Origin of the sequence: Gordonia phosphorivorans (assembly GCF_042432625.1) — a bacterium.
Taxonomy (GTDB): Bacteria; Actinomycetota; Actinomycetes; order Mycobacteriales; family Mycobacteriaceae; genus Gordonia; species Gordonia phosphorivorans.
This window is the reverse complement of the sequence record NZ_JBHLWV010000022.1, coordinates 89,120-108,572: the sequence shown is the minus strand read 5'-3', so window position 1 is coordinate 108,572 and position 19,453 is coordinate 89,120. Positions and strand designations below refer to the sequence as shown.

The window sequence follows — 19,453 nt, the reverse complement described above, 5'->3', positions numbered from 1 at the left end:
ACTCCATCCTGGTGTCGACGCCGACGCCGAGGTATCGGGAACCACCCTGAGATGGTCCCTGAACTCTGCCGCGGGGCGAGCTTAAAAGCCTCCGGGCGTGCCAGTATCGAAGGTGATGAGAACCGACGTATCCCGCACGACGACGACGCCGACGCTGCACCGGCGCAACGGCGGCAAAGTGGTGGGCGGAGTGGCCGGCGGCCTCGCCGACCACCTCGGTGTTGACGTCTTCCGAGTGCGCGTGGTCTTCGTGGTCCTCACCGCACTGGCCGGCGCGGGCGCGATGGCGTACGCGGGTCTGTGGTTCTTCGTGCCGCTCGGCGAGGACACCGAACGCGCGCCGTCGCGGGAACGACGCCAGGCTTACGGCCTCGTCGCGCTGGGCCTCGTCGCACTGGTAGCCAGCTTCATGCTGGCCTCCAACGCTCCGGCCCAGCAACTGGTTGCGGTGGGCATCACGCTCGGCGGTGCCGCGCTGGTGTGGCGCGAAGTGGACGTGACCGGCCTCGGCAGCGGCGCCCATCGTTCCGCGTTCACCTGGCTGCGGCTGATCAGCGGCGCGGTGCTGGTGATCGGCGGGTTGGTGGTGATGGTGGTGGCCGGCGGGTCGGCGCTCGGCGGCGTCAACTCCACGGTGCTCGCCGTGCTGGCCACGCTGGTGGGCGTCGTGCTGCTGACGGTGCCGTTGTGGATGCGCCTGCTGCGCGCCCTCGACGCGGAGCGGGCCGCCCGCATCCGCGACGCCGAACGCGAAGAGATCGCCTCCCACCTGCACGACTCGGTGCTGCAGACCCTCGCGCTGATTCAGAAGCAGGCCGGCAATCCGGACACCGTCGCCCGCCTGGCCCGACGGCAGGAACGCGAGCTGCGGATCTGGCTGTTCGGCGACCCGGCTCAGCAGCGCGAGTCGTTCGCCGCCGCGATCGCCGCATTGGCCGCGGAGGTGGAGTCGTCGTACGGCACCGAGATCGAGGCGGTGACCGTCGGCGACACCAGCCCGGCCGAACTGCGCGACGAGACGTGGGCGCGCTCGGCCAGCGCGCTGGTCGCCGCGACCCGGGAAGCGCTGGTCAACGCCGCCAAGCATTCCGGCGCCGACAAGATCGACGTCTACGCCGAGGTCCTCGACGATCGAGTGGAGGTGTTCGTCCGCGACCGCGGCGTCGGCTTCGACCCGGACACCGTCGACGGGGACCGCCAGGGAATCTCCGGTTCCATCACCGGACGCATGGTGCGGGCGGGCGGCACGACGACGATCCGCTCGGCACCCGGACAAGGCACCAACGTGACGCTGCGGCTGCCGCGGCGCGCGGGACAACAGGAGGATTGATGACGTACCGGGTGTTTCTGGTCGACGACCACGGGGTCTTCCGCTCCGGCGTGCGCGCCGAACTGGCCTCGGAGGCGGGGATCGAGGTGATCGGCGACGCCGGGACGGTGCCCGACGCGGTGGCCGGCATCGTGGAACTGCGGCCCGACGTGGTGCTGCTGGACGTGCACATGCCCGGTGGTGGCGGGGTGGCGGTGCTGCGCGGGGTGGCCGACGCGATCGGCTCGGAGGCCCCGGTGTTCCTGGCGCTGTCGGTCTCGGACGCGGCCGCCGACGTGATCGCGACCATCCGAGCCGGGGCCCGCGGCTACGTGACCAAGACGATCAGCGGCCGGGAGCTGGCCGACGCCGTGCGCCGCGTCGCCGAGGGCGATGCGGTATTCAGTCCGCGACTGGCCGGTTTCGTGCTCGACTCGTTCACCGGCCGCTCGCCGGTGCCCGAACCCGCGCTGGACCCGGAACTGGACTCGCTCACCCGGCGCGAGATGGAGGTGCTGCGCCTGCTGGCGCGCGGCTACACCTATCGGGAGATCGCCGAGGAACTGTTCATCTCGGTCAAGACCGTCGAGACCCACGCCTCCAACGTGCTGCGCAAGACGCAGCAGTCCAACCGCAACGCGCTCACTCGCTGGGCGGTGAACCGGCAGATCGGGTAGCGCCGGCCTCGGCCGGTTCTTCGTCGGCCGGTTCTTCGTCGGCGGGTTCTTCGTCGGATGAGTCTTCGTCAGCCGAATCTGCGTCGACGGGGTCTTCGTCGACGGTGGTGTCAGCCTCGTCGGCTTCCGGATCGACGTCCTCGGCAGCGGGTTCGTCGTCGCGCACGGCCGGGGCGGTCCGGGCGGGCGTGGGCTGCTTCTTCGTATCGGTGCCGCGGTCGATGCTGATGCGGACGCGCAGGCGGATCGGCCGGACGATGAGGGCGGTGGCGGCCGCGAGCAGCGCCAAGATGATCAGGCTGCCGATGGTGAAGCCTAAGACCGGAACGACGAGGAACTCCCCGCCGATCAGGTCCACGAGGCCGCGGGGGCCGAGTTGGTCGAGGAAGTCACCCATCAGCCACGCGGGGTCGGCCAGGGCAGTGATCGGCACCGCGGTGGCGGCGAGCGCGGCGACCGCGGCCAGCCACAGCACCGGAGCGGTGATCTTGTCGATCACCTTGCCCGAACTCAGTAGCAGGCCGGTGGCCAGGATCGCGACGAAGGCGGCCGCGACCACCCACCATCCGTACGGGTGTGGACCGATGCCGTTCTCGGCGAGGAGGACATCGGAGGTGCGGCCGAGACCGTTCCAGGTGACCTGCGTGCCGAGCGTCTGCAGGGACACCCAGGGCAGGAGGGTGGTGGCGATCGCCAGGACGGCGACCACGCCGATCACAGACGCGTAAAGGCGCCGTTGTTGCTGCTGCATGATGCTCGAATCTACTCGGCGAGGTCCGTGTTCTCGGGGCGGGCGGCGACGTTCAGGGGGCAGGCCGCCGCAGTGCTGCGACGGGCCGCCAGTGCGGCGGCGGCGCAGACGGCGGCAAGCACCACCAGCACCACGGCCAAGGCGATCAGGGTGGTGCGTTCCAGGAGCTGGCCGACGATGTCGTCGTAGTGGTCGTCGGTGAGGATCGGTCCGATCCCCATCGCGTCGAACGGCCGGCCCAGGAAAGTGCTGGGCGACAGCAGCACGACGATCGGGATCACCGCGGCCGCCAGCGTGGCGCCGGCGGCGATCCAGCGCAGCGGCGTGGCCAGAGCGGGTTTTGGGATCGCCATCGCGACGGCGGCCGCCAGTGCGAGGAGGCAGGCGACCGCGACCCACATGCCCAGGGGCGCCGCCTCGAGGCCCGCGTTGGTCGGGAACTCCGGGTCGGTGATCTCGGCGGTCAGGGTGCCGAAGCCGTTCCACCGAAACGCGGTCTCCATGGCGGGCTCGATGTCGGCCCAGGGGAGGGTAGTGAGCCAGGACGCTGTGGTGGCCAGTACGGCGATGACCAGGGCGAAGAGGCGCTGTTGCACGGGCTCGGTTCCTCTCGTTGACGATTGTCGGACCCCGGCGATATTCTATCGAACAGAAGTTCGAACATCGGTATCTTCCCTGCCGCTGGAACGAATGGTCGTCTCAGGCGAGGGGAAGCGCATGTCCGATCAAAGTGTAGATAAAGCGGCCACCGTGGCGGCACTGCGGCGAAGGCTCACGCAGATGTCGGGCGGGACCGACCCGTCGAGGACGTCGCAGACCGGCTCGGTCGACGGGGAGAGGTCGACGGTGCTGGCGGTGCCGACACCGATTGCCGACCTGTTGCCGCGACGAGGGCTGGTGCCCGGATCCGTGGTCGCGGTGAGCGGAGCCATGACCCTGCCGGTGGCATTGTTGGCCGCGGCCAGCGCGGCCGGAGCCACCGCCGCGGTGGTGGGCCTGCCCGAGTTGAATCTCGCGATGGCGGCGGATCTCGGGGCCGACCTCGGGCGGATCGCGGTGGTGGAATCACCCGTGGCCGACTCCGCGGTCGAGTCGTCGGCGGGACGTTCGAGCACGGCGTGGGATCGGCTGGAGGCGGCGGCGGTGCTGCTGGACGGGATCGATCTGGTGCTGGTCGGCATCGACCGGGTGACACCGTCGCGGGCACGGGTGCTGGCCGGCCGTGCCCGACGACAATCGGCGACGCTGCTGGTGCTGGGACCGCCCGGGGTGTGGCCGGGTGCCTCGGTGCGACTCTCCGCCCAGGTGGTCGGTTACCGGCACCTGCCGTTGCGTCGCAACGGCTACGGCCGCATCGGCGGCTTACAGGTGGACGTGGAGGCGGCGGGAACCGGGATCGCCCCTCGTCGACTGCGTTGCGAGCTGGTGACACCGAGTATCGGCGACGCAGGATCCTTGCGGCTGCAGTCGGTGGAGCCTGCCCGCCGCCGGAGCGCGGTGTCCGCGCGCGATCGTTGGGCGGTGGCGAATTGAGTGCGTCGGAGCGGGTGATGGCCCTGTGGTGCCCGGACTGGCCGGCCGTCGCTGTCGCCCGGGGACGCGGCTTGGTCGGCGGCGAGCCGATCGCGGTGCTGGCCGCCGGTCGGGTGACCGCGTGCTCGCGCAGCGCACGACGCGCCGGGGTGCGGCGCGGCATGCGCAAGCGGCAGGCGCAGGCGGCCTGCCCGGAACTGACCGTGGCGCAGGCCGATCCGCACCGCGACGGACGCTTCTTCGATCCGGTCACCGCGGCGGTGACCACCGTGATCCCGATGACCGAAGTGCTACGCCCCGGACTGCTGGTGATGGCCGCCGATCGTGCCGGACGCTACTTCGGTGGGGAGGCCGAACTGGCCGAGGCCGTGGTGGAGGCGGTGGAGGCGGCGGGGGTGATCGCGCAGGTGGGCGTGGCAGATCAGCTGTTCACCGCGGTGCTGGCCGCCCGCTCGGGTCAAGTGGTGCCGCCGGGTACCGGCGCCGACTTCCTCGCCGACCGGCCCGTCGCCGATCTCGCGATCGAACCGTCCCTGTCCGCGCCGGAACGGGACGAGCTGGTGAACCTGTTGTGGCGCTTAGGGCTTCGGACGCTGGGGCGGTTCGCGGCCCTCGACCCCGCGGATGTGTCCGCCCGCTTCTCCGCCGACGCGGTGCGCGCGCACCGGATGGCCGCCGGCCGGCCGGGGCGTCGTCCGTCCCGGGCGCCGATCCCGCCGGATCTGGAGGTGACCTATCGGTGCGATCCGCCGGTGGACCGGATCGATGCGGCGGCCTTCCTCGGCCGTCGGCTCGCCGAGGAACTGCACCGGCGGCTGATGTCGGCGGCGTTGGCCTGTACCCGGCTGACCGTGCATGTGATCACCGACAGCGGGCGGCGGCACTCACGCACCTGGCGGTGCGCCGAACCCCTCACCCCGGAGGCCACCGCCGACCGGATCCGGTGGCAGCTGGAAGGGTGGCTCACCGCCGCAGGCACCGAATCGGGGCCGGACGGCCCGCTGGTGCGGCTGATCCTGGAGCCGGTGGAACTGGTGGATCCGGGCGGGTTGCAGCATGCGCTGACCGGGGCCGGGCTGCCGACGGATGTGGGCACGGGGTTGGGTGAACGGGCTCGTCGTTCGCTGGTGCGCGTGCAGGGGCTGCTCGGTGGGGAGTCGGTGCGGGTGCCGGTGCCCAGCGGCGGGCGCGGCCCGGCCGAACGGGTGTCGCTGGTGACCTATGGCGACGAAGCCGTGCCGACCCTACCGGTCGATGCGGCGTGGCCGGACGCGCTGGCTCGTCCGCTGCCTGCCCTGCTGACCACCGGGGCCGCCGAGCTGCTCGATGCGGCGGGCGATCCGGTGACGGTGACCGCGCGCGGTTCCTTCAGCTCCGAGCCCGTGGAAGTGTGCATGGGACGCAGCCGGCGACGGGTGCAGTGGTGGGCCGGGCCGTGGCCGTTCGGCATCGACGACGGCGCGCCGGTGGCCGACGACGAGCCCGCACCGTTCGCGCGTAACACCGCCGTTGCCGCCCGAGCGCAGGTGCTGCTCGACGAGACCGGAGTCGCCGGAACCTCCCGGGCGCTGCTGCTGTGCTTCCGCGGTGCCCGCTGGTCCGTCGAAGGCGTCTACGAATGACGCCCCCGACGGGCCGGCCTGCGGTGTTGCTAGTCGGCGAAGGCCGCGCGGACCACCTCGGTGAGGAGATCGGCGCCTGCCTCGTCGAGTTCGGTCAGGTACCACGCGCACGGCATCAGGGAGTTCGGTGCATCGGGTGCGGGTGCACGGTAGGCCTTTTCGGTGATTCCCACGCTCATCAGGTCATCGTCCAGGCGGAAGAAGACCCGCACCGGTGCGCTGCGCGTGGTGGCGTAGCCGGGCATGCCGTACCAGAGGCGCGGCTTCAGTTTGGGGCCCGCGGCCAGGATGGTCTCGTGCAGTCGGCGGGCCACAGCTCGGTACGGCTCGGGCATCGCCTCGATCTTCTCGGTCACCGCCAGGTGATCCTTGTTGACCTTGGAAGGGGCGGTATCGACTGATCTCTTTCTCGCGCCGCGTATCGCGGCATGGACAGGACAACCCCTCCGCCGGGTGGCAGAGGAGTTGCGCGTTCTCCATTGCGGACATGTCCTGATCAGTTCAGTCCTCTCCGCGAATGTGTCAGGTGAGCACTTCACCATCGATTGCGCGAGGTGTGGCGGCGCTGCCGTCACACAGCTCAGCGTACGGATCAGTGGTCGGAGACGGAAAGAGAAATCGGTTGTCCACAACCCATATCGCACTGATGTGCTTGTCAGTAGTGAGGGGTATCATAGACGTAGTCGAGATGGGATCAACGATTCCGAACTCGCGGAACACACTCGCGGAGCATGAGTGGCTGGGTGACCGATCGTCACACGGCTCGACCGGTTCCCTCGCTATTGGCTTCTCGTAACCTTCAGGAGTGGGCGTCATGGACGCAGCAACTCTCATCGCCTTCACCGATCTGATGAGCGATGACCTCACTATCCCGGTCGGTACCGATATCGATGCGCCGGCGAATCTGGGGCAGTTCTTGGCCCGGGCGCGGGCGGTGGACGATGACCGCGAGTTACTGGCTGTGACCGCGGCGGTTCTGCGGTTGCGCAATGTGGCGGACTATTCGGTGGCCGCGGCGTGCGCCGCGATGGAACGCGTGGGCTTGCCCGCACGGAAGCATGTGCGGTCGGGCGCGGCGATCCTCGCCGAACTCGGGGCGGCTCCGGCGGTGGCCTACCGCGCCGGCCGGCTCGGGCAGGCGATGTCCGACGAGAACCTGGTCGCGGTAGTTCGTGGTTTGCGTGATGGTGCGGTGTCGGCGGAGAAGGGCGACGCGGTGGTTACCGGTCTCGGTCATGTGGCCGGTCGGGTGGAGCTGTCCGACGACGATCGCCGGAAGATCGTGCATTCGTTGATGGTGCAGACCTCGCCGGCGCGGGTGAGGGAGAAGGCCCGGGCCTGGGCGATCAAGCTGGCGCCGGTTGAGCCTGTGGATGGGGTAGTCCCGGTCGCTGAGCGTGACGATCTGAACGAGATGATCTTGACTCGCTCCGACGACGGGCGGGTGGCGGTGACGATCGATTTCGACATCGTGGCCGCCGAGGAACTGAGCGCGGCGTTGGATCCGTTGACGCGGCCGGTGCCCGAGCCTAATGGTTCTGCGGATCGGCGTTCGGCGAAGCGTCGTCGTGCGGATGCGATGGCGCAGGTGATTCGCACGTATCTGTCTCATTCGGAGCGTCCTGAGTCCGGCGGTGTGTTGCCGCACGTCACCTTGTCGGTGCCGGCGGCGGTGGTGATGAACGGGCAGGTACTCGATTCAGGCGCGGGACTTGTTGCGGGACAGACGATTTCAATACCGATGACTGAGGACGAGACTGCGGTGCCGTGGCTCGGGTTCGGTGGGCCGATCTCGGCGCGGACTGCGGAGTTGATCATGTGCGAGGCGTCGGTGGCGTTGGCGCTGCTGGACGAGCACGGTGTGCCGCTGAACGTCGGCCGGGAGAAGCGGCTCTTCACCCCGGGTCTCCGTAAAGCCCTGGCCCTACGGGACCGTGGCTGCGCCTTTCCCGGTTGCGGGGCGCCTCCGTCGTGGTGTGACGGGCACCATGTGGAGCATTGGGAGCACGGCGGGGCCACGAGCCTGGACAACGGTGTCCTGCTCTGCCGCCGGCATCACACGGTGATTCACCACGGTGGATGGGAGGTGTACATCGGTCGGGATCGGCAGCCGTGGTTCGTGCCGCCGGCCGATCCGGAGCATCCGAAGCGTCGTCGTGAACCGATCCGATCGAATGCGCGACGGACTTTGACGTTATCGGCCAGCGCCGCGTGAGGCGCTCTGAGTAAGTGTTGGGAAGGTGTCCCGGCGCGATGTGTTATTTGAAAATTTCATAGTGTGTCTGCCCAGTGGGCGGGCCTGGGCGGTCACGGGAATCGCCCAGGTCCTCGGCCCCGGCCCGGCAACGACGGCCGGTGGAGACGGTCGGTGGTGACGGTTGGCGGTGAGGGCCGCGGTGAGGGGTCAGTGGTTGGCGCCGCGGGCGATGATCGGCCAGGCCTCGATGCCGTCGGCGGTCTGCGCGAGGAGTTCGTCGGCCAGATTCACCGCGGAGCAGACGTGGTTCGGTATCACGCGGACCCGGTCGCCGAGTGCCGGAAGGGGCTTCGTGTCCGGTGGCAACTCGACGACGGCATGGTGCTCGGACAGCGAGACGATCCGGGCGTCGGGAAACTCGGGGAGGCGGCCGAAGCCGGTCGCCCACGCGGGGCGGTCGGCGCCGAGTGTCTTGCTGCCGGCGTCGAGGACGATCCTGCCGCCGTCCCGCCCGACGACGGTCGCGACGGCGACCAATGCCACCTCGGACCAGGTGCAGGAGCCGATCTCGAGCTGCTGGGCGTCGTTGAACGGGTAGACGCCGGGCCGGATCTCGGTGAGCACTCCGGCGTCGGCGAAGGCCACCGTGGGGGTGGATCCTCCGCTGATCACGGTCGGTTCGATCCGGTGACGGCGCAACGACTCCGCGGCCGCGGCGAGAGCCTCCGCTTCCTGGCGGGCCGCGTCGGCGCGGGCCGAACCGGGACCGTAACCGTGGCCGGGGAAGGTGAACACCCCGACCACCGGCAGTCCCGCAGTCGCGGCGGCCTCGGCGACAGCACCGGCATGCTCGGGCTGGGTGCCGCTGCGGCGCATGCCCGAATCCACTTCGATCAGCACCTCGACCGGAGCGGAGCCGAGGAGCGCGGCCATCTGCTGGGCGCCGTCGACAGAGTCGACCGCGAGTCGGAGCGTGGCGCGCCGGGCCAGCGAGCGCAGGCGCGCGGCCTTGCCCTCGGTGAGCCACAGCGGGTAGGCGATGAACAGGTCGGTGAACCCGGCGTCGGCGAAAGCCTCGGCCTCGCCGATGGTGGCGACCGTGAAACCGGTGGCGCCGCAGTCGAGTTGACGCCTGGCCACCTGCGCGCACTTGTGGGTCTTGGCGTGCGGGCGCACCTGCAGACCGCTCGCGGCGGCGCGCTCGGCGAGCGCCCGGAGGTTGCGGCGCAGGACGGCGTCGTCGACCAGCAGGTAGGGGGTGTCGATCGGGGGAGTCTCGATCAGGGGAGTCTCGGTCATGGGAAGTCTCGGCGCGGCTCGATCGGCGGGCGAATCAGCTGGGCGGGATGCCGAGGGCGGCCTCGGACTCGGCGACGGCCAGATACTCCTGGTGCATGATCCGGTTGGTGAGGCGCGGCGCCGCCCAGTGACCGAACTCGGCGATGTCGCCCCACAGCGAGTTGACGCGCTTGGGGCGCTCGATGATCGCCTTGAGGATGCGGTTGGCAGCCTTGTCGACGCCCCAGATACCGCGCCGCGACTCGTAGGCGCGGGTGGGTGCGATCATCCGGGTGCGGGTGATCGGCAGCCGCACGTTGGTGAACGTCACGTGGTCGGAGAGGGTTTCGGCGCCGGTCGCATCGGCGAACGCCTCCAGCGCTGCCTTCGACGCCGCGTACGCGCCGAATCGAGGAGCGCGACTCTGCACCTCCACCGAGGACGCGTTCACGATGTGCCCGGACTGCCGCTCGATCATGTGCGGCAGCACCGAGAGCGTCAGGTACACCGCGCCGAAGTAGTTCACGGCCATCAGGCGCTGGTAGTCGTGGGCGCGGTCGAGCGCGTTGATGGAGGCGCGTCGAATGGAACGGCCCGCGTTGTTCACCAGGACGTCGATGTGGTCGTGCTCGGCGATGATCGACTTGACCAGCGTGCGCACCGCCGCCTCGTCGGTGATGTCGGCGGGATAGGCCGAGGCGACGCCGAGCGGGAAGCCCGGCTTGGGGAGTTCCGCGTTCAGTTCGTCGACGGTCTCGATCAGCTGGTCGGCCTCACGGGACACCAGGATCACGTTGGCGCCGCGCGTGATGCACATGCGGGCGGTGGCCTTGCCGATGCCCGACGAGCCGCCGGTGATGATGATGTTCTTGCCGACCAGGGGGCCGCGTTCGTCGTCGCGCCGATGACGGGAAGGGTCGAGGTGGTCGTTCCAGTAGGTCCACAGCCGCGGCCCGTACTCGCTCAGCTCCGGCAGCACCACGCCGAGTTCTTCCAGCGTCGCGGTGCTGGTGTCGGACAGGAAGTACTTGGGCACCGGGACGTCGTCGATGGTCTCCGGCGGAATGCCGAGCTGCTGCACCACCAGGTCGCGGCCCATCCGCAGCGGGCTGTGGCTGGTGACCGCCAGCAGCGGTCGCGCCAGCGCGCCGGGCACCAAGTCGAAGCCGCGCGGCGCGTCCAGGGCCGGGGCCAGCGCGTTGAACAGCTCGGTGAGGGTGCGGCGTTCGGGATCGGCCAGGTGGAAGACGCGGCCGGACTCGTCGGGCGCGTAGTCGAGCAGCGCCACCAGGGCGTCGGCCACGTAATCGACCGGCACCACGTTCACAAAACCCACGCCGAACACCGGCAGCGGCAGGAACGACGGCAGCTTTCCGAGGCCGCGCAGCCACGGGAAGAAGTAGTAGGGACCGTCGATGCGATCCATCTCGCCGGTCGTCGAGTCGCCGACCATCGTGGACGGTCGATAGATCCGCCAGCGCAGGCCCTCGGCGTCGCGCACCGCCTTCTCGGCATCGAACGCGGCACGATGGGCGGCGGTGGGGAAATCCTGGCCGAGGTCGAAGTGGTCCTCGGCGAAGGCCTCGCCGTGATCGCCGGACACCGTGATCGAGGACAGGTGGTGCAGCATCGCCCCCCGTGCGCGGGCGAACTCGGCCAGCCGGGCCGTCTCCTCGGGGTCGGGGACCCCGTGCCGGCCCAGGTGAATGACGTGGTCGACGGACTCCAGGCTCTCGTCATCGAGACGCACGACCGCGGTCACGCGGTCGCCGCCGTCGAGTTCCTCGCACAGGGCGGCCAGACGAGGGAGGTCCTCGGTGGGAACCAGCGCGGTGACCGCGGACCCGGGGGCATCGAGCAGTCGCGAGAGCACGCGGCGGCCGAGCAGGCCGCAGGCACCGGTCACGAGTAAGCGGGTCACTAGAACAGGTTCTCACACTCGGCCGCCCGGCGGGCTGTTAGAAACGAATACGTTTCAGTTGCAGGCGGAAATTGGTGTGGGTTCGGGGCGGTGCGGGCCGGGGTCGCGGGCCGGGATCTTCCGGATTGAACCCTCGTCCGATCCGCCGGATTTCGGTGCATTGGATTAGGTTCGACCTCATGCACAACGTGTCGACAGCCGTGGCCACCGCGCACCACCGATCGCGGCGCGGGGTGCTCCAGGTGGTGGTGATCGCCTGCGCCTACCTGCTGATCATGGCCGGAACGACGCTGCCCACGCCGCTGTATCCGATCTACCGCGAGGAGTTCGGCTTCTCGGTCTTCGTGGTGACGGTGATCTTCGCGACCTACGTGCTCGGCGTGCTGGCGGCGCTGTTCGGCGTGGGGCGCTGGTCCGACGTCTTCGGCCGGATGCCGATGCTGGCCGCCGCGTTGATCTCGGCGATCGGGTCCACCGTGTTGTTCCTGGTGGCCTCCGACCTGGCGGTTCTCCTGATCGCGCGCTTCTTTGCCGGGCTCTCCTCGGGCATCTTCGTCGGCACCGCCACGGTCTACATCGTGGAGTTGGCGCCCAAGAAATGGGACCCGGCCCGCGCTTCCTTCCTGGCCACCGCGGTCAACGTGTTCGGGCTCGGGGTGGGGCCGCTCTTCGGGGGCCTGGTGGTGCAGTTCATCGACTTCGAGCCGCTGCGCACGGTGTTCTGGATACTGCTGGCGCTTCAGGTGCTCGCGCTGCTGGCGGTCGTCTTCGTGCCGGAGACGGTGACGCGTCACCGACCTCTGCGGATACCGGCGATGCATCGGCTGACGGTGCCGGAATCGACGCGCGCGGCCTTCCGGCGAGCGGTGCTGCCGGGTGTGGTGGGCTTTGCGATGCTGGGTCTGTACGGCGCGGTGGCGCCCAGCCTGCTGCGCGATCCGATGGGGATCGACTCGGTGGCCGTGCAGGGGGCGGCGGTCTTCGCGGTCTTCGCCGGCTCGGCCGTGATGCAGCTGGCCACCGGCTCGGTGCCCGAACGTCGCCTGATCCTCATCGGCTGCGGCCTGCTGCTGCTGGGCTGCGTGGGCATCTCGGCGGCGATCTGGTGGAACTCGGCCGCAGGCTTCGTCATCGCGGGCATCGTCGGCGGCGCCGGGCAGGGCGCGACGATGTCCAAGGGAGTTGCGCAGGTCTCCGCGGCCACGCCGGCCGATCAGCGTGCGGCCACCACCTCGACCCTGTTCTTCTGCTTCTACCTGGGTCTGGCGATCCCGGCCATCGGCATCGGCGCGGCCGCCCTGGAGTGGGGGCTGCCGCACACCACCGAGGTATTCGGGCTGCTCTGCGCGGCCGGTGCGGCCGCGGCGCTGCTGGTCAACTACCGCGGAACCCCGGCGTCCGGCGACGCGATGGCAACTGTCGAACATTAGTTCTAAAATGGCGGTGTGGGATGGGGTAACGGGCCGCCGAGCTGGGCGGAGATGGAACGGGTGCTGTCCGGGCGCGCACCCGTCGACGCCCGACGCCCGCCGGGCGACGGCGGCGATTCGCCGGCCTGGTCGCGCAAACGCGGGGAGTACCTCGCCGACGACGTGACGCCCACGCCGTCGCGCCTGCGGTACGCCGAACTGCACGCGCACAGCGCCTACAGCTTCCTCGACGGCGCCTGCCTGCCCGAGGAGATGGTGGCCGAGGCCCGTCGTCTGGATCTGACGGGCCTGGCGCTGACCGATCACGACGGCTTCTACGGGGTGGTGCGCTTTGCCGAGGCCGCCCGCGAGCACGGCCTGCCGACCGTCTTCGGTGCGGAACTGTCCCTGGAACCGGACTCCGCGCGCGCCGGTGCGGTGGACCCGCCCGGCGAACATCTGCTGGTCTTGGCCCGCGGCCCCGAGGGCTACCGCAGGCTGTCGCGGGTGATCGCCGACGCGCACATGAGCGGGGGACGCAAGGGGCTGCTGCGCTACGACGCCGACGCGATCACCGACGCGGCGGCCGGGAACTGGACGGTCCTGACCGGCTGCCGCAAGGGTGCGGTGCGGCGCGCACTGGCCGCCGGCGGGGAGGCCGGGGCGCGCACCGCCCTGGGTGGGCTGGTGGAACGCTTCTCCCGCGACGGCGTCGCGGTGGAACTGACCGCCACCGGGACCGGCGACGACGATGAGCGCAATGCCGTCCTGTCCCGGCTGGCGGCCGAGTTCGGGCTGCCCACCGTGGCCACCACCGGGGCCCACTTCTCCGGTCCGCCGCGGCGCCGGCTGGCGATGGCGGTGGCGGCGGTGCGGGCGCGCACCGACCTGGCCGCCATCGGCGGACATCTGCCGGGGCTCGGCGGGGCGCACCTGCGCAGCGGGGACGAGATGGCGCGGTTGCTGCCCGCGCATCTGGACGCCATCGAGAACGCCGCTGGACTGGCGCAGGAGTGCGCCTTCTCGCTGGGGCTGATCGCGCCGAAGCTGCCGCCCTTCGACGTCCCGGATGGGTACACCGAGGCGACCTGGCTGCGCGAGCTCACCGAGCGGGGTGCGGCGAACCGATACGGCACCCGCGCCGAGCGTCCCGACGCCTACCGGCAGATCGACTACGAACTGGACATCATCGAGACGCTGACCTTCCCGGGCTACTTCCTGGTGGTGCACGACATCGTGACCTTCTGCAAGGACAACGACATCCTGTGCCAGGGGCGGGGGAGCGCGGCCAACTCGGCTGTGTGCTTCGCGCTCGGCATCACCAACGTCGACCCGGTGGGGGCGGGGCTGCTGTTCGAGCGCTTCCTCTCACCCGCCCGCGACGGCCCGCCGGACATCGACGTCGACATCGAGTCCGATCGCCGCGAGGAGGCGATCCAATACGTCTACGCCCGGCACGGTCGGGCGCACAGTGCGCAGGTGGCCAACGTGATCACCTATCGCGGTCGGTCGGCGGTGCGCGATATGGCGCGGGCGCTCGGCTACGACCCCGGTCAGCAGGATGCGTGGAGCAAGACGCCCGACTCCGCGCCCGACGACGTGCGCGCGATGGCCGCCGAGATCTCCTCGCTGCCGCGGCATCTGGGCATTCATTCGGGCGGCATGGTGATCTGCGACCGGCCCATCGCCGACGTCTGCCCCACCGAATGGGCTCGGATGGAGGGCCGCAGCGTGCTGCAGTGGGACAAGGACGACTGTGCCGCCGTGGGCCTGGTGAAGTTCGACCTGCTGGGCCTGGGCATGCTCTCGGCGCTGCACTACGCGATCGATCTGGTGGCCGCGCACAAGGGCATCGAGGTGGACCTGGCGCGGCTGGACCTGTCCGAGACGGCGGTCTACGACATGCTCTGCCGCGCCGACACGGTCGGGGTCTTTCAAGTGGAGTCGCGTGCGCAGATGGCAACCCTCCCGCGGTTGAAGCCGCGCAACTTCTACGACCTCGTGGTGGAGGTGGCGCTGATCCGTCCCGGTCCCATTCAGGGCGGCTCGGTGCACCCGTACATCCGGCGGCGCAACGGCCAGGAGGCGCCCGCCGTCGAGCATCCGTCCATGCACAAGGCACTCGACCGCACCCTGGGCATCCCGCTGTTTCAGGAACAGTTGATGCAGTTGGCAGTCGACGTGGCCGGTTTCGGCCCGGCCGAAGCCGATCAACTGCGGCGGGCGATGGGCTCCAAACGGTCCCCGGAGAAGATGGAACGTCTGCGGGCGCGTTTCTACGAGGGCATGGAGCGGGTCAACCAGATCACCGGCCCCACCGCCGACCGGATCTACGAGAAGATGGCGGCCTTCGCCAATTTCGGCTTCCCGGAGAGCCATTCGCAGAGTTTCGCGTCCCTGGTGTTCTATTCGGCCTGGTTCAAGCTGCACCACCCGGCGGCCTTCTGCGCGGCGCTGCTGCGGGCGCAGCCGATGGGCTTCTACTCTCCGCAGTCGTTGGTGGCCGATGCGCGCCGCCACGGCGTCGTGGTGCATCGGCCCGACGTGAACCGCTCGGTGGCGCACGCGGAGCTGGAGAATCGGGGCTTGGACGTTCGGATCGGCCTGGCCGCGGTGCGTGGACTCGGGGACGCCGCGGCGCAGCGCATCGTCGACGAGCGAACCGCGCGGGGACCGTACGCGAGCATCGCCGACCTGTCGCGGCGCACGGAACTGTCTGCGGCGCAACTGGAGTCGCTGGCCACCGCGGGGGCGTTCGAGTCGTTGGGGATGGACCGTCGCACCGCCCTGTGGGAGGCCGGGGCGGCGGCGGGACTGCGGGAGGACCAGCTGCCCGCCGTGTCGCCGCGGGCGGCGCCGACACTGCCCGGCATGTCCGAGGTGGAACTGGCGGCGGTGGACGCGATGTCGACGGGGATCACCCCGCACAGCTATCCGACGCAGTATCTGCGGCCGCGGCTGGACGCGATGGGCGTGATCCCGGCCGACGGCCTTTCGGCGGTGCCCGACGGCACGCGCGTCACCGTCGGTGGTGCGGTGACGCACCGGCAGCGGCCGGCCACCGCGTCCGGGGTCACCTTCCTCAACCTCGAGGACGAGACGGGGATGGTGAACGTGGTGTGCTCGGTGGGGCTGTGGACGCGCTATCGGAAGCTGGCGCACACCGCCTCGGCACTGCTGGTGCGCGGCAAGGTGCAGAATGCCGAGGGCGCGGTGACCGTGGTGGCCGATCGGCTCTCGCACCTGGATCTGCGCGTGGGCACCCGATCGCGGGACTGGCAGTGAGCCGGCCCCCGACCGCGCGATAAAGTTCAGACAAACCCCACCCATCGGACGAGCGGAAGCAGGTAGGCGCATGGAGGTCGTGATCACCGATCACCCGGAGCTGGTGGTGGCCGACGCGGTCGCCGAGGCGATCACCGGCGGTGCCACGACGCTCGGCCTGGCCACCGGCTCCTCTCCGCTGCCGACCTACCGGGAGCTGATCCGGCGGCACCGCGAGGAGGGGCTCTCGTTCGCGAACGTCACCGCGGTGATGCTCGACGAGTACGTCGGCCTGCCGCACGATCACCCCGAGTCGTACACCCGGTTCATTCACGACAACTTCACCGGACTCATCGACATCGGCGACGTGTACCTGCCCGACACCATGTCCGACGACCCGAAGAAGGCCGCGCGCGACTACGACGAGTTGATCGCGAGGGTCGGACCGGTCGACGTCCAGATCCTCGGGATCGGCAGCAACGGCCACATCGGATTCAACGAACCGTCCTCGTCGCTCACCTCGCGCACCCGCCTCAAGACGCTCGCGGAGCGGACGCGCCTGGACAATGCGCGTTTCTTCGATTCGCTCGACGAGGTGCCCCGGCACGCGATCACCCAGGGCCTGGGCACCATCACCGAGGCGCGGCGCCTGGTGCTGGCGGCCACCGGGGAGGGCAAGGCCGCCGCGATCGCCGCAGCCGTCGAGGGGCCGCTGTCGGCGGCGTGCCCGGCGTCGATCCTGCAGTGGCACGCCCACGCCACCGTGGTGGTCGACCGCGCGGCGGCCGCGCTGCTGCGCGACGTGGACTACTACCTCAACGCGTACGAGCACAAGCTCGCGCGCTGATTCACACCCGGATGATTCACACTCGGATGATTCACACTGCGCCGACGAAACCCTGCTGGCGCCACGCCTCGTAGAGGGCCACGCTGGTGGCGTTCGCCAGGTTCATGGAACGACGGCCGGCGAGCATCGGGATGCGGAGCTTGCCGGTCACGTGCGGGTCGTCGAGCACCTCGTCGGGCAGTCCCGTGGGTTCCGGGCCGAACAGCAGCACGTCGCCGGGCTGGTACTGCACCTCGGTGAAGAAGGTGTCCGCGTGCGCGGTGAAGGCGAACACCCGCGTGGGCTGCAGTAGAGCCCACGCGGCCTCGAGATTCGGGTGGACGGTGACGTTGGCCATCTCGTGATAGTCGAGCCCGGCCCGCCGCACCTGCTGATCGGTCATCGTGAACCCCAGCGGCTCGATGAGATGCAGTTCGGCGCCCGTGTTGGCGGCGATACGGATCGCATTGCCGGTGTTGGGCGGGATGCACGGCTGGTAGTAGACGATCTTCAGCTGCAGCGATTCGGGCTCGGGCACGACATCCATTATTGCGCCCGGAGGCGACGGGGGATCAGCGGGTGCAGACCGCGTAGCGGCCCAGGCCCACCTTCTCCATGATCAGCGAGGCCGGGCACCAGCCGGCGTAGGCGAAGAACGCCAGGTTCAGGGCGATGAAGCCGGTGAAGAACAACCACCACGGACCGAGGGTGGCCACCAGGACGATGCTGACGAACAGCATGAACGACGCCATGGCGGGCACCAGGCGGTCGACGGTGAGGGGCGCGTTCTTGGTGTAGCGCGAGATCGGCACGGAGGCTCCTTGGATCGAAGGGGGTGTTGTCGGCCTCGACTATATACCCCTAGGGGTATACATGGCGAAGTGCTGTGTCTCCGGTCACCGTCGGGGGTCGGTGGTAGAACTGGACCATGCGTTGGTCGGGAATGCGCGCGGGGGCGCTCGTCGTAGGACTGTGTGGAGTGCTCGCGATCGGCGGGTGCGGCTCGGGGTCGGACCAGTCGGCCGCGACCGTCACCGTGACCGAGACGCCGAGCGTCGCGTCGTCGCCGGAGTCGTCGGTGAAGGACTCCGACGACACGGGCGGCGCCGCGGCATCCAGCCGTGCCACGCCCGAGTCGGCCGCCAATGATGCGGCGGGGCAACAGAATTCGGCCAAGGGCAAGATGCCCGACGTGGTCTGCCTGGACCTGCAGACGGCGCAGAACACGATCCAGAAGAACGGCGTCTACTTCTCCCGGAGCGAGGACGCGACCGGGCGGGCCCGCGAGCAGTTGTGGGATCGGAACTGGGTGGTGGTGGCCCAACGTCCGGCGGCGGGCGAACCCATCGGGGAGGGCGAAGCCGTCCTTTCGGTGGTCAAGAAGGGCGAGCCGAACGACTGCTGAGCGCTCCTCCGGCACCGCCCGCACATGCCGCGATGGGGAATCGGCCGCACAAGTGGAACAATGTGGAACCGTGACGGCGATTCGACTGGACGGCAAAACCACCCGCGACGAGATCTTCACCGACCTCTCCCAACGCGTTGACGCATTGCGTGAGGCGGGCATCGCGCCCGGACTCGGCACCATTCTGGTGGGCGACGATCCCGGCTCGCACTCCTACGTCAAGGGCAAGCACGCCGACTGTGCCAAGGTCGGCGTCGCGTCGATCCGCCGCGACCTGCCCGCGGACGCGACCACCGAACAGCTCAACGCCGCGATCGACGAACTGAACGCCGACCCGGCCTGCACCGGATACATCGTGCAGCTGCCGCTGCCCAAGCATCTCGACGAGAACGCCGCACTCGAGCGGATCGCTCCGGAGAAGGACGCCGACGGTCTGCACCCGATCAACCTGGGTCGACTGGTGATCGGCCAAGACGCCACCCTGCCGTGCACGCCGCGCGGTGTGGTGCATCTGCTGCGTCGCTACGACATCGAGCTCGACGGCGCGCACGTCGTCGTGGTGGGCCGCGGCATCACGATCGGTCGCCCGATCGGCCTGCTCCTGACCCGCCGCAGTGAGAACGCCACCGTGACGCTGTGCCACACCGGCACGCGCGACCTGGCCGCCGAGGTGCGCCGGGCCGACATCGTGATCGCGGCCGCCGGCGTGGCCCACCTGATCACCGCCGACATGGTGAAGCCGGGCGCCGCCGTGATCGACGTCGGTGTGAGCCGCGGGCCCGACGGACTGCTCGGCGACGTGGCTCCGGACGTCTGGGAGGTCGCCGGTGCGGTGTCCCCGAATCCCGGCGGCGTGGGCCCGCTGACGCGGGCGTTCCTGCTGGTGAACGTCGTCGAACGGGCCGAGGCGCAGCTGGCGGCGCGCGCGCAGTGACCGCGTACGAGGTCGACTCGCTGCGCCGCGCGCGGCGATGGCAGCGCGTGGTCCGCCAGATCCCGTTCTTCGCGGTGATGGCTGTGGTCGTGGTGGCCGCGATCCTGGTGCTGTTCGACCGCTGGCGCCGCGGCAGCGTGGCCTTCGGCGCCGCGCTCCTGCTCGGCGCCCTGCTGCGCACCTTGCTGCCCACCGACCGGGCGGGTCTGCTGCAGGTCCGGAGCCGACCGTTCGACATCGGCGCGCTCACGTCCATGGGCCTGCTGGTGATCTGGCTGGCCACGTCGATCGACTCGCTGGGTACGGGCGACCAGCTGTAGGCCCGGC

18 protein-coding genes are annotated in these 19,453 nt (G+C 70.0%); 11 read left to right on the top strand and 7 right to left on the bottom strand.

All coding sequences use genetic code 11. From position 1 onward, the window contains the following. The first annotated feature begins 115 nt into the window (after positions 1-115). Entirely contained in the window at positions 116-1,330 is a 1,215-nt protein-coding gene (locus ACFFJD_RS13060) for a sensor histidine kinase (RefSeq protein WP_382364823.1), read from the top strand. Next, on the top strand, positions 1,330-1,986 hold the full coding sequence (locus tag ACFFJD_RS13055) for a LuxR C-terminal-related transcriptional regulator (RefSeq protein ID WP_382364821.1): 657 nt from the start codon (positions 1,330-1,332) through the stop codon (positions 1,984-1,986). Before ACFFJD_RS13060 ends, ACFFJD_RS13055 begins: the two co-directional genes overlap by 1 nt. Here ACFFJD_RS13055 and ACFFJD_RS13050 read toward each other — a convergent pair. Continuing rightward, on the bottom strand, positions 1,952-2,737 hold the full coding sequence (locus tag ACFFJD_RS13050; RefSeq protein ID WP_382364819.1) for a hypothetical protein: 786 nt from the start codon (positions 2,735-2,737) through the stop codon (positions 1,952-1,954). The genes ACFFJD_RS13055 and ACFFJD_RS13050 overlap by 35 nt on opposite strands. An 11-nt stretch (positions 2,738-2,748) precedes the next feature. Continuing rightward, the gene (locus ACFFJD_RS13045; protein WP_382364817.1) at positions 2,749-3,333 is read right to left on the bottom strand and encodes a hypothetical protein; all 585 of its coding nucleotides are present in this window, start codon (positions 3,331-3,333) and stop codon (positions 2,749-2,751) included. Positions 3,334-3,454: 121 nt separating this feature from the next. On the opposite strand from ACFFJD_RS13045, the gene imuA' reads away from it, so the two are divergent. Together imuA' and ACFFJD_RS13035 are read left to right on the top strand one after the other, a co-directional pair. Continuing rightward, positions 3,455-4,270: a DnaE2-dependent mutagenesis accessory factor ImuA' gene (imuA', locus tag ACFFJD_RS13040; RefSeq protein WP_382364815.1), complete on the top strand. Its 816-nt coding sequence runs from the start codon at positions 3,455-3,457 to the stop codon at positions 4,268-4,270. Between the two features lie 17 nt (positions 4,271-4,287). Beyond that, positions 4,288-5,892, top strand: a complete 1,605-nt coding sequence (locus ACFFJD_RS13035; RefSeq protein WP_382364863.1) for a DNA polymerase Y family protein — start codon at positions 4,288-4,290, stop codon at positions 5,890-5,892. A gap of 29 nt (positions 5,893-5,921) precedes the next feature. On the opposite strand, the gene ACFFJD_RS13030 is transcribed toward ACFFJD_RS13035, so the two are convergent. Next, a complete protein-coding gene (locus ACFFJD_RS13030; protein WP_382364813.1) occupies positions 5,922-6,248 on the bottom strand; it encodes a DUF1801 domain-containing protein in 327 nt (108 codons plus the stop codon). A gap of 458 nt (positions 6,249-6,706) precedes the next feature. Between ACFFJD_RS13030 and ACFFJD_RS13025 the strand changes: the two genes are divergently transcribed. Further along, positions 6,707-8,107, top strand: coding sequence for an HNH endonuclease signature motif containing protein (locus ACFFJD_RS13025; RefSeq protein ID WP_382364811.1), 1,401 nt, complete (start codon positions 6,707-6,709; stop codon positions 8,105-8,107). Between the two features lie 189 nt (positions 8,108-8,296). On the opposite strand, the gene ACFFJD_RS13020 is transcribed toward ACFFJD_RS13025, so the two are convergent. Both ACFFJD_RS13020 and ACFFJD_RS13015 read right to left on the bottom strand, forming a co-directional pair. Further along, positions 8,297-9,388 (bottom strand): alanine racemase, encoded by a 1,092-nt coding sequence (locus ACFFJD_RS13020; RefSeq protein WP_382364809.1) that lies wholly within the window; start codon positions 9,386-9,388, stop codon positions 8,297-8,299. Positions 9,389-9,422: 34 nt separating this feature from the next. Further along, complete coding sequence (locus ACFFJD_RS13015) at positions 9,423-11,288, bottom strand: SDR family oxidoreductase (RefSeq protein WP_382364807.1); 1,866 nt, start codon at positions 11,286-11,288, stop codon at positions 9,423-9,425. Positions 11,289-11,467: 179 nt separating this feature from the next. Here ACFFJD_RS13015 and ACFFJD_RS13010 point away from each other — a divergent pair, with 179 nt between their 5' ends. From ACFFJD_RS13010 to nagB, 3 genes are all read left to right on the top strand, one after another. Further along, complete coding sequence (locus ACFFJD_RS13010; protein WP_382364805.1) at positions 11,468-12,718, top strand: MFS transporter; 1,251 nt, start codon at positions 11,468-11,470, stop codon at positions 12,716-12,718. A 15-nt stretch (positions 12,719-12,733) separates the two neighbouring features. Next, the gene (locus ACFFJD_RS13005; protein ID WP_382364803.1) at positions 12,734-15,982 is read left to right on the top strand and encodes an error-prone DNA polymerase; all 3,249 of its coding nucleotides are present in this window, start codon (positions 12,734-12,736) and stop codon (positions 15,980-15,982) included. Positions 15,983-16,052: 70 nt separating this feature from the next. Beyond that, positions 16,053-16,808 (top strand): glucosamine-6-phosphate deaminase, encoded by a 756-nt coding sequence (gene nagB / locus ACFFJD_RS13000; protein WP_382364801.1) that lies wholly within the window; start codon positions 16,053-16,055, stop codon positions 16,806-16,808. Between the two features lie 31 nt (positions 16,809-16,839). Here nagB and ACFFJD_RS12995 read toward each other — a convergent pair whose 3' ends face one another. Together ACFFJD_RS12995 and ACFFJD_RS12990 are read right to left on the bottom strand one after the other, a co-directional pair. Beyond that, entirely contained in the window at positions 16,840-17,334 is a 495-nt protein-coding gene (locus tag ACFFJD_RS12995) for a tRNA (cytidine(34)-2'-O)-methyltransferase (RefSeq protein ID WP_382364799.1), read from the bottom strand. Positions 17,335-17,359: 25 nt separating this feature from the next. Continuing rightward, positions 17,360-17,599 carry a YgaP family membrane protein gene (locus tag ACFFJD_RS12990; protein ID WP_382364797.1) on the bottom strand — a complete coding sequence of 80 codons (240 nt, stop codon included), beginning with the start codon at positions 17,597-17,599 and terminating at the stop codon, positions 17,360-17,362. 116 nt (positions 17,600-17,715) lie between these two features. Here ACFFJD_RS12990 and ACFFJD_RS12985 point away from each other — a divergent pair, with 116 nt between their 5' ends. The 3 genes from ACFFJD_RS12985 to ACFFJD_RS12975 all read left to right on the top strand — a co-directional run bounded on the left by ACFFJD_RS12985 (position 17,716) and on the right by ACFFJD_RS12975 (position 19,446). Then, positions 17,716-18,192 (top strand): hypothetical protein, encoded by a 477-nt coding sequence (locus ACFFJD_RS12985; RefSeq protein WP_382364795.1) that lies wholly within the window; start codon positions 17,716-17,718, stop codon positions 18,190-18,192. Positions 18,193-18,262: 70 nt separating this feature from the next. Continuing rightward, positions 18,263-19,126, top strand: coding sequence for a bifunctional methylenetetrahydrofolate dehydrogenase/methenyltetrahydrofolate cyclohydrolase (locus tag ACFFJD_RS12980; RefSeq protein ID WP_382364793.1), 864 nt, complete (start codon positions 18,263-18,265; stop codon positions 19,124-19,126). Beyond that, positions 19,123-19,446, top strand: a complete 324-nt coding sequence (locus ACFFJD_RS12975) for a DUF3017 domain-containing protein (protein WP_382364791.1) — start codon at positions 19,123-19,125, stop codon at positions 19,444-19,446. Before ACFFJD_RS12980 ends, ACFFJD_RS12975 begins: the two co-directional genes overlap by 4 nt. The last annotated feature ends 7 nt before the right edge of the window (positions 19,447-19,453 follow it).

Excerpts from the sequence above, each read along its gene's own strand:
- ACFFJD_RS13060 (WP_382364823.1), top strand. The coding sequence starts at position 116 with ATGAGAACCGACGTATCCCGCACGACGACGACGCCGACGCTGCACCGG.
- ACFFJD_RS13055 (WP_382364821.1), top strand. The coding sequence starts at position 1,330 with ATGACGTACCGGGTGTTTCTGGTCGACGACCACGGGGTCTTCCGCTCC.
- ACFFJD_RS13050 (WP_382364819.1), bottom strand. The coding sequence starts at position 2,737 with ATGCAGCAGCAACAACGGCGCCTTTACGCGTCTGTGATCGGCGTGGTC.
- imuA' (WP_382364815.1), top strand. The coding sequence starts at position 3,455 with ATGTCCGATCAAAGTGTAGATAAAGCGGCCACCGTGGCGGCACTGCGG.
- ACFFJD_RS13035 (WP_382364863.1), top strand. The coding sequence starts at position 4,288 with ATGGCCCTGTGGTGCCCGGACTGGCCGGCCGTCGCTGTCGCCCGGGGA.
- ACFFJD_RS13025 (WP_382364811.1), top strand. The coding sequence starts at position 6,707 with ATGGACGCAGCAACTCTCATCGCCTTCACCGATCTGATGAGCGATGAC.
- ACFFJD_RS13020 (WP_382364809.1), bottom strand. The coding sequence starts at position 9,388 with ATGACCGAGACTCCCCTGATCGAGACTCCCCCGATCGACACCCCCTAC.
- ACFFJD_RS13010 (WP_382364805.1), top strand. The coding sequence starts at position 11,468 with ATGCACAACGTGTCGACAGCCGTGGCCACCGCGCACCACCGATCGCGG.
- nagB (WP_382364801.1), top strand. The coding sequence starts at position 16,053 with ATGGAGGTCGTGATCACCGATCACCCGGAGCTGGTGGTGGCCGACGCG.
- ACFFJD_RS12995 (WP_382364799.1), bottom strand. The coding sequence starts at position 17,334 with ATGGATGTCGTGCCCGAGCCCGAATCGCTGCAGCTGAAGATCGTCTAC.
- ACFFJD_RS12985 (WP_382364795.1), top strand. The coding sequence starts at position 17,716 with ATGCGTTGGTCGGGAATGCGCGCGGGGGCGCTCGTCGTAGGACTGTGT.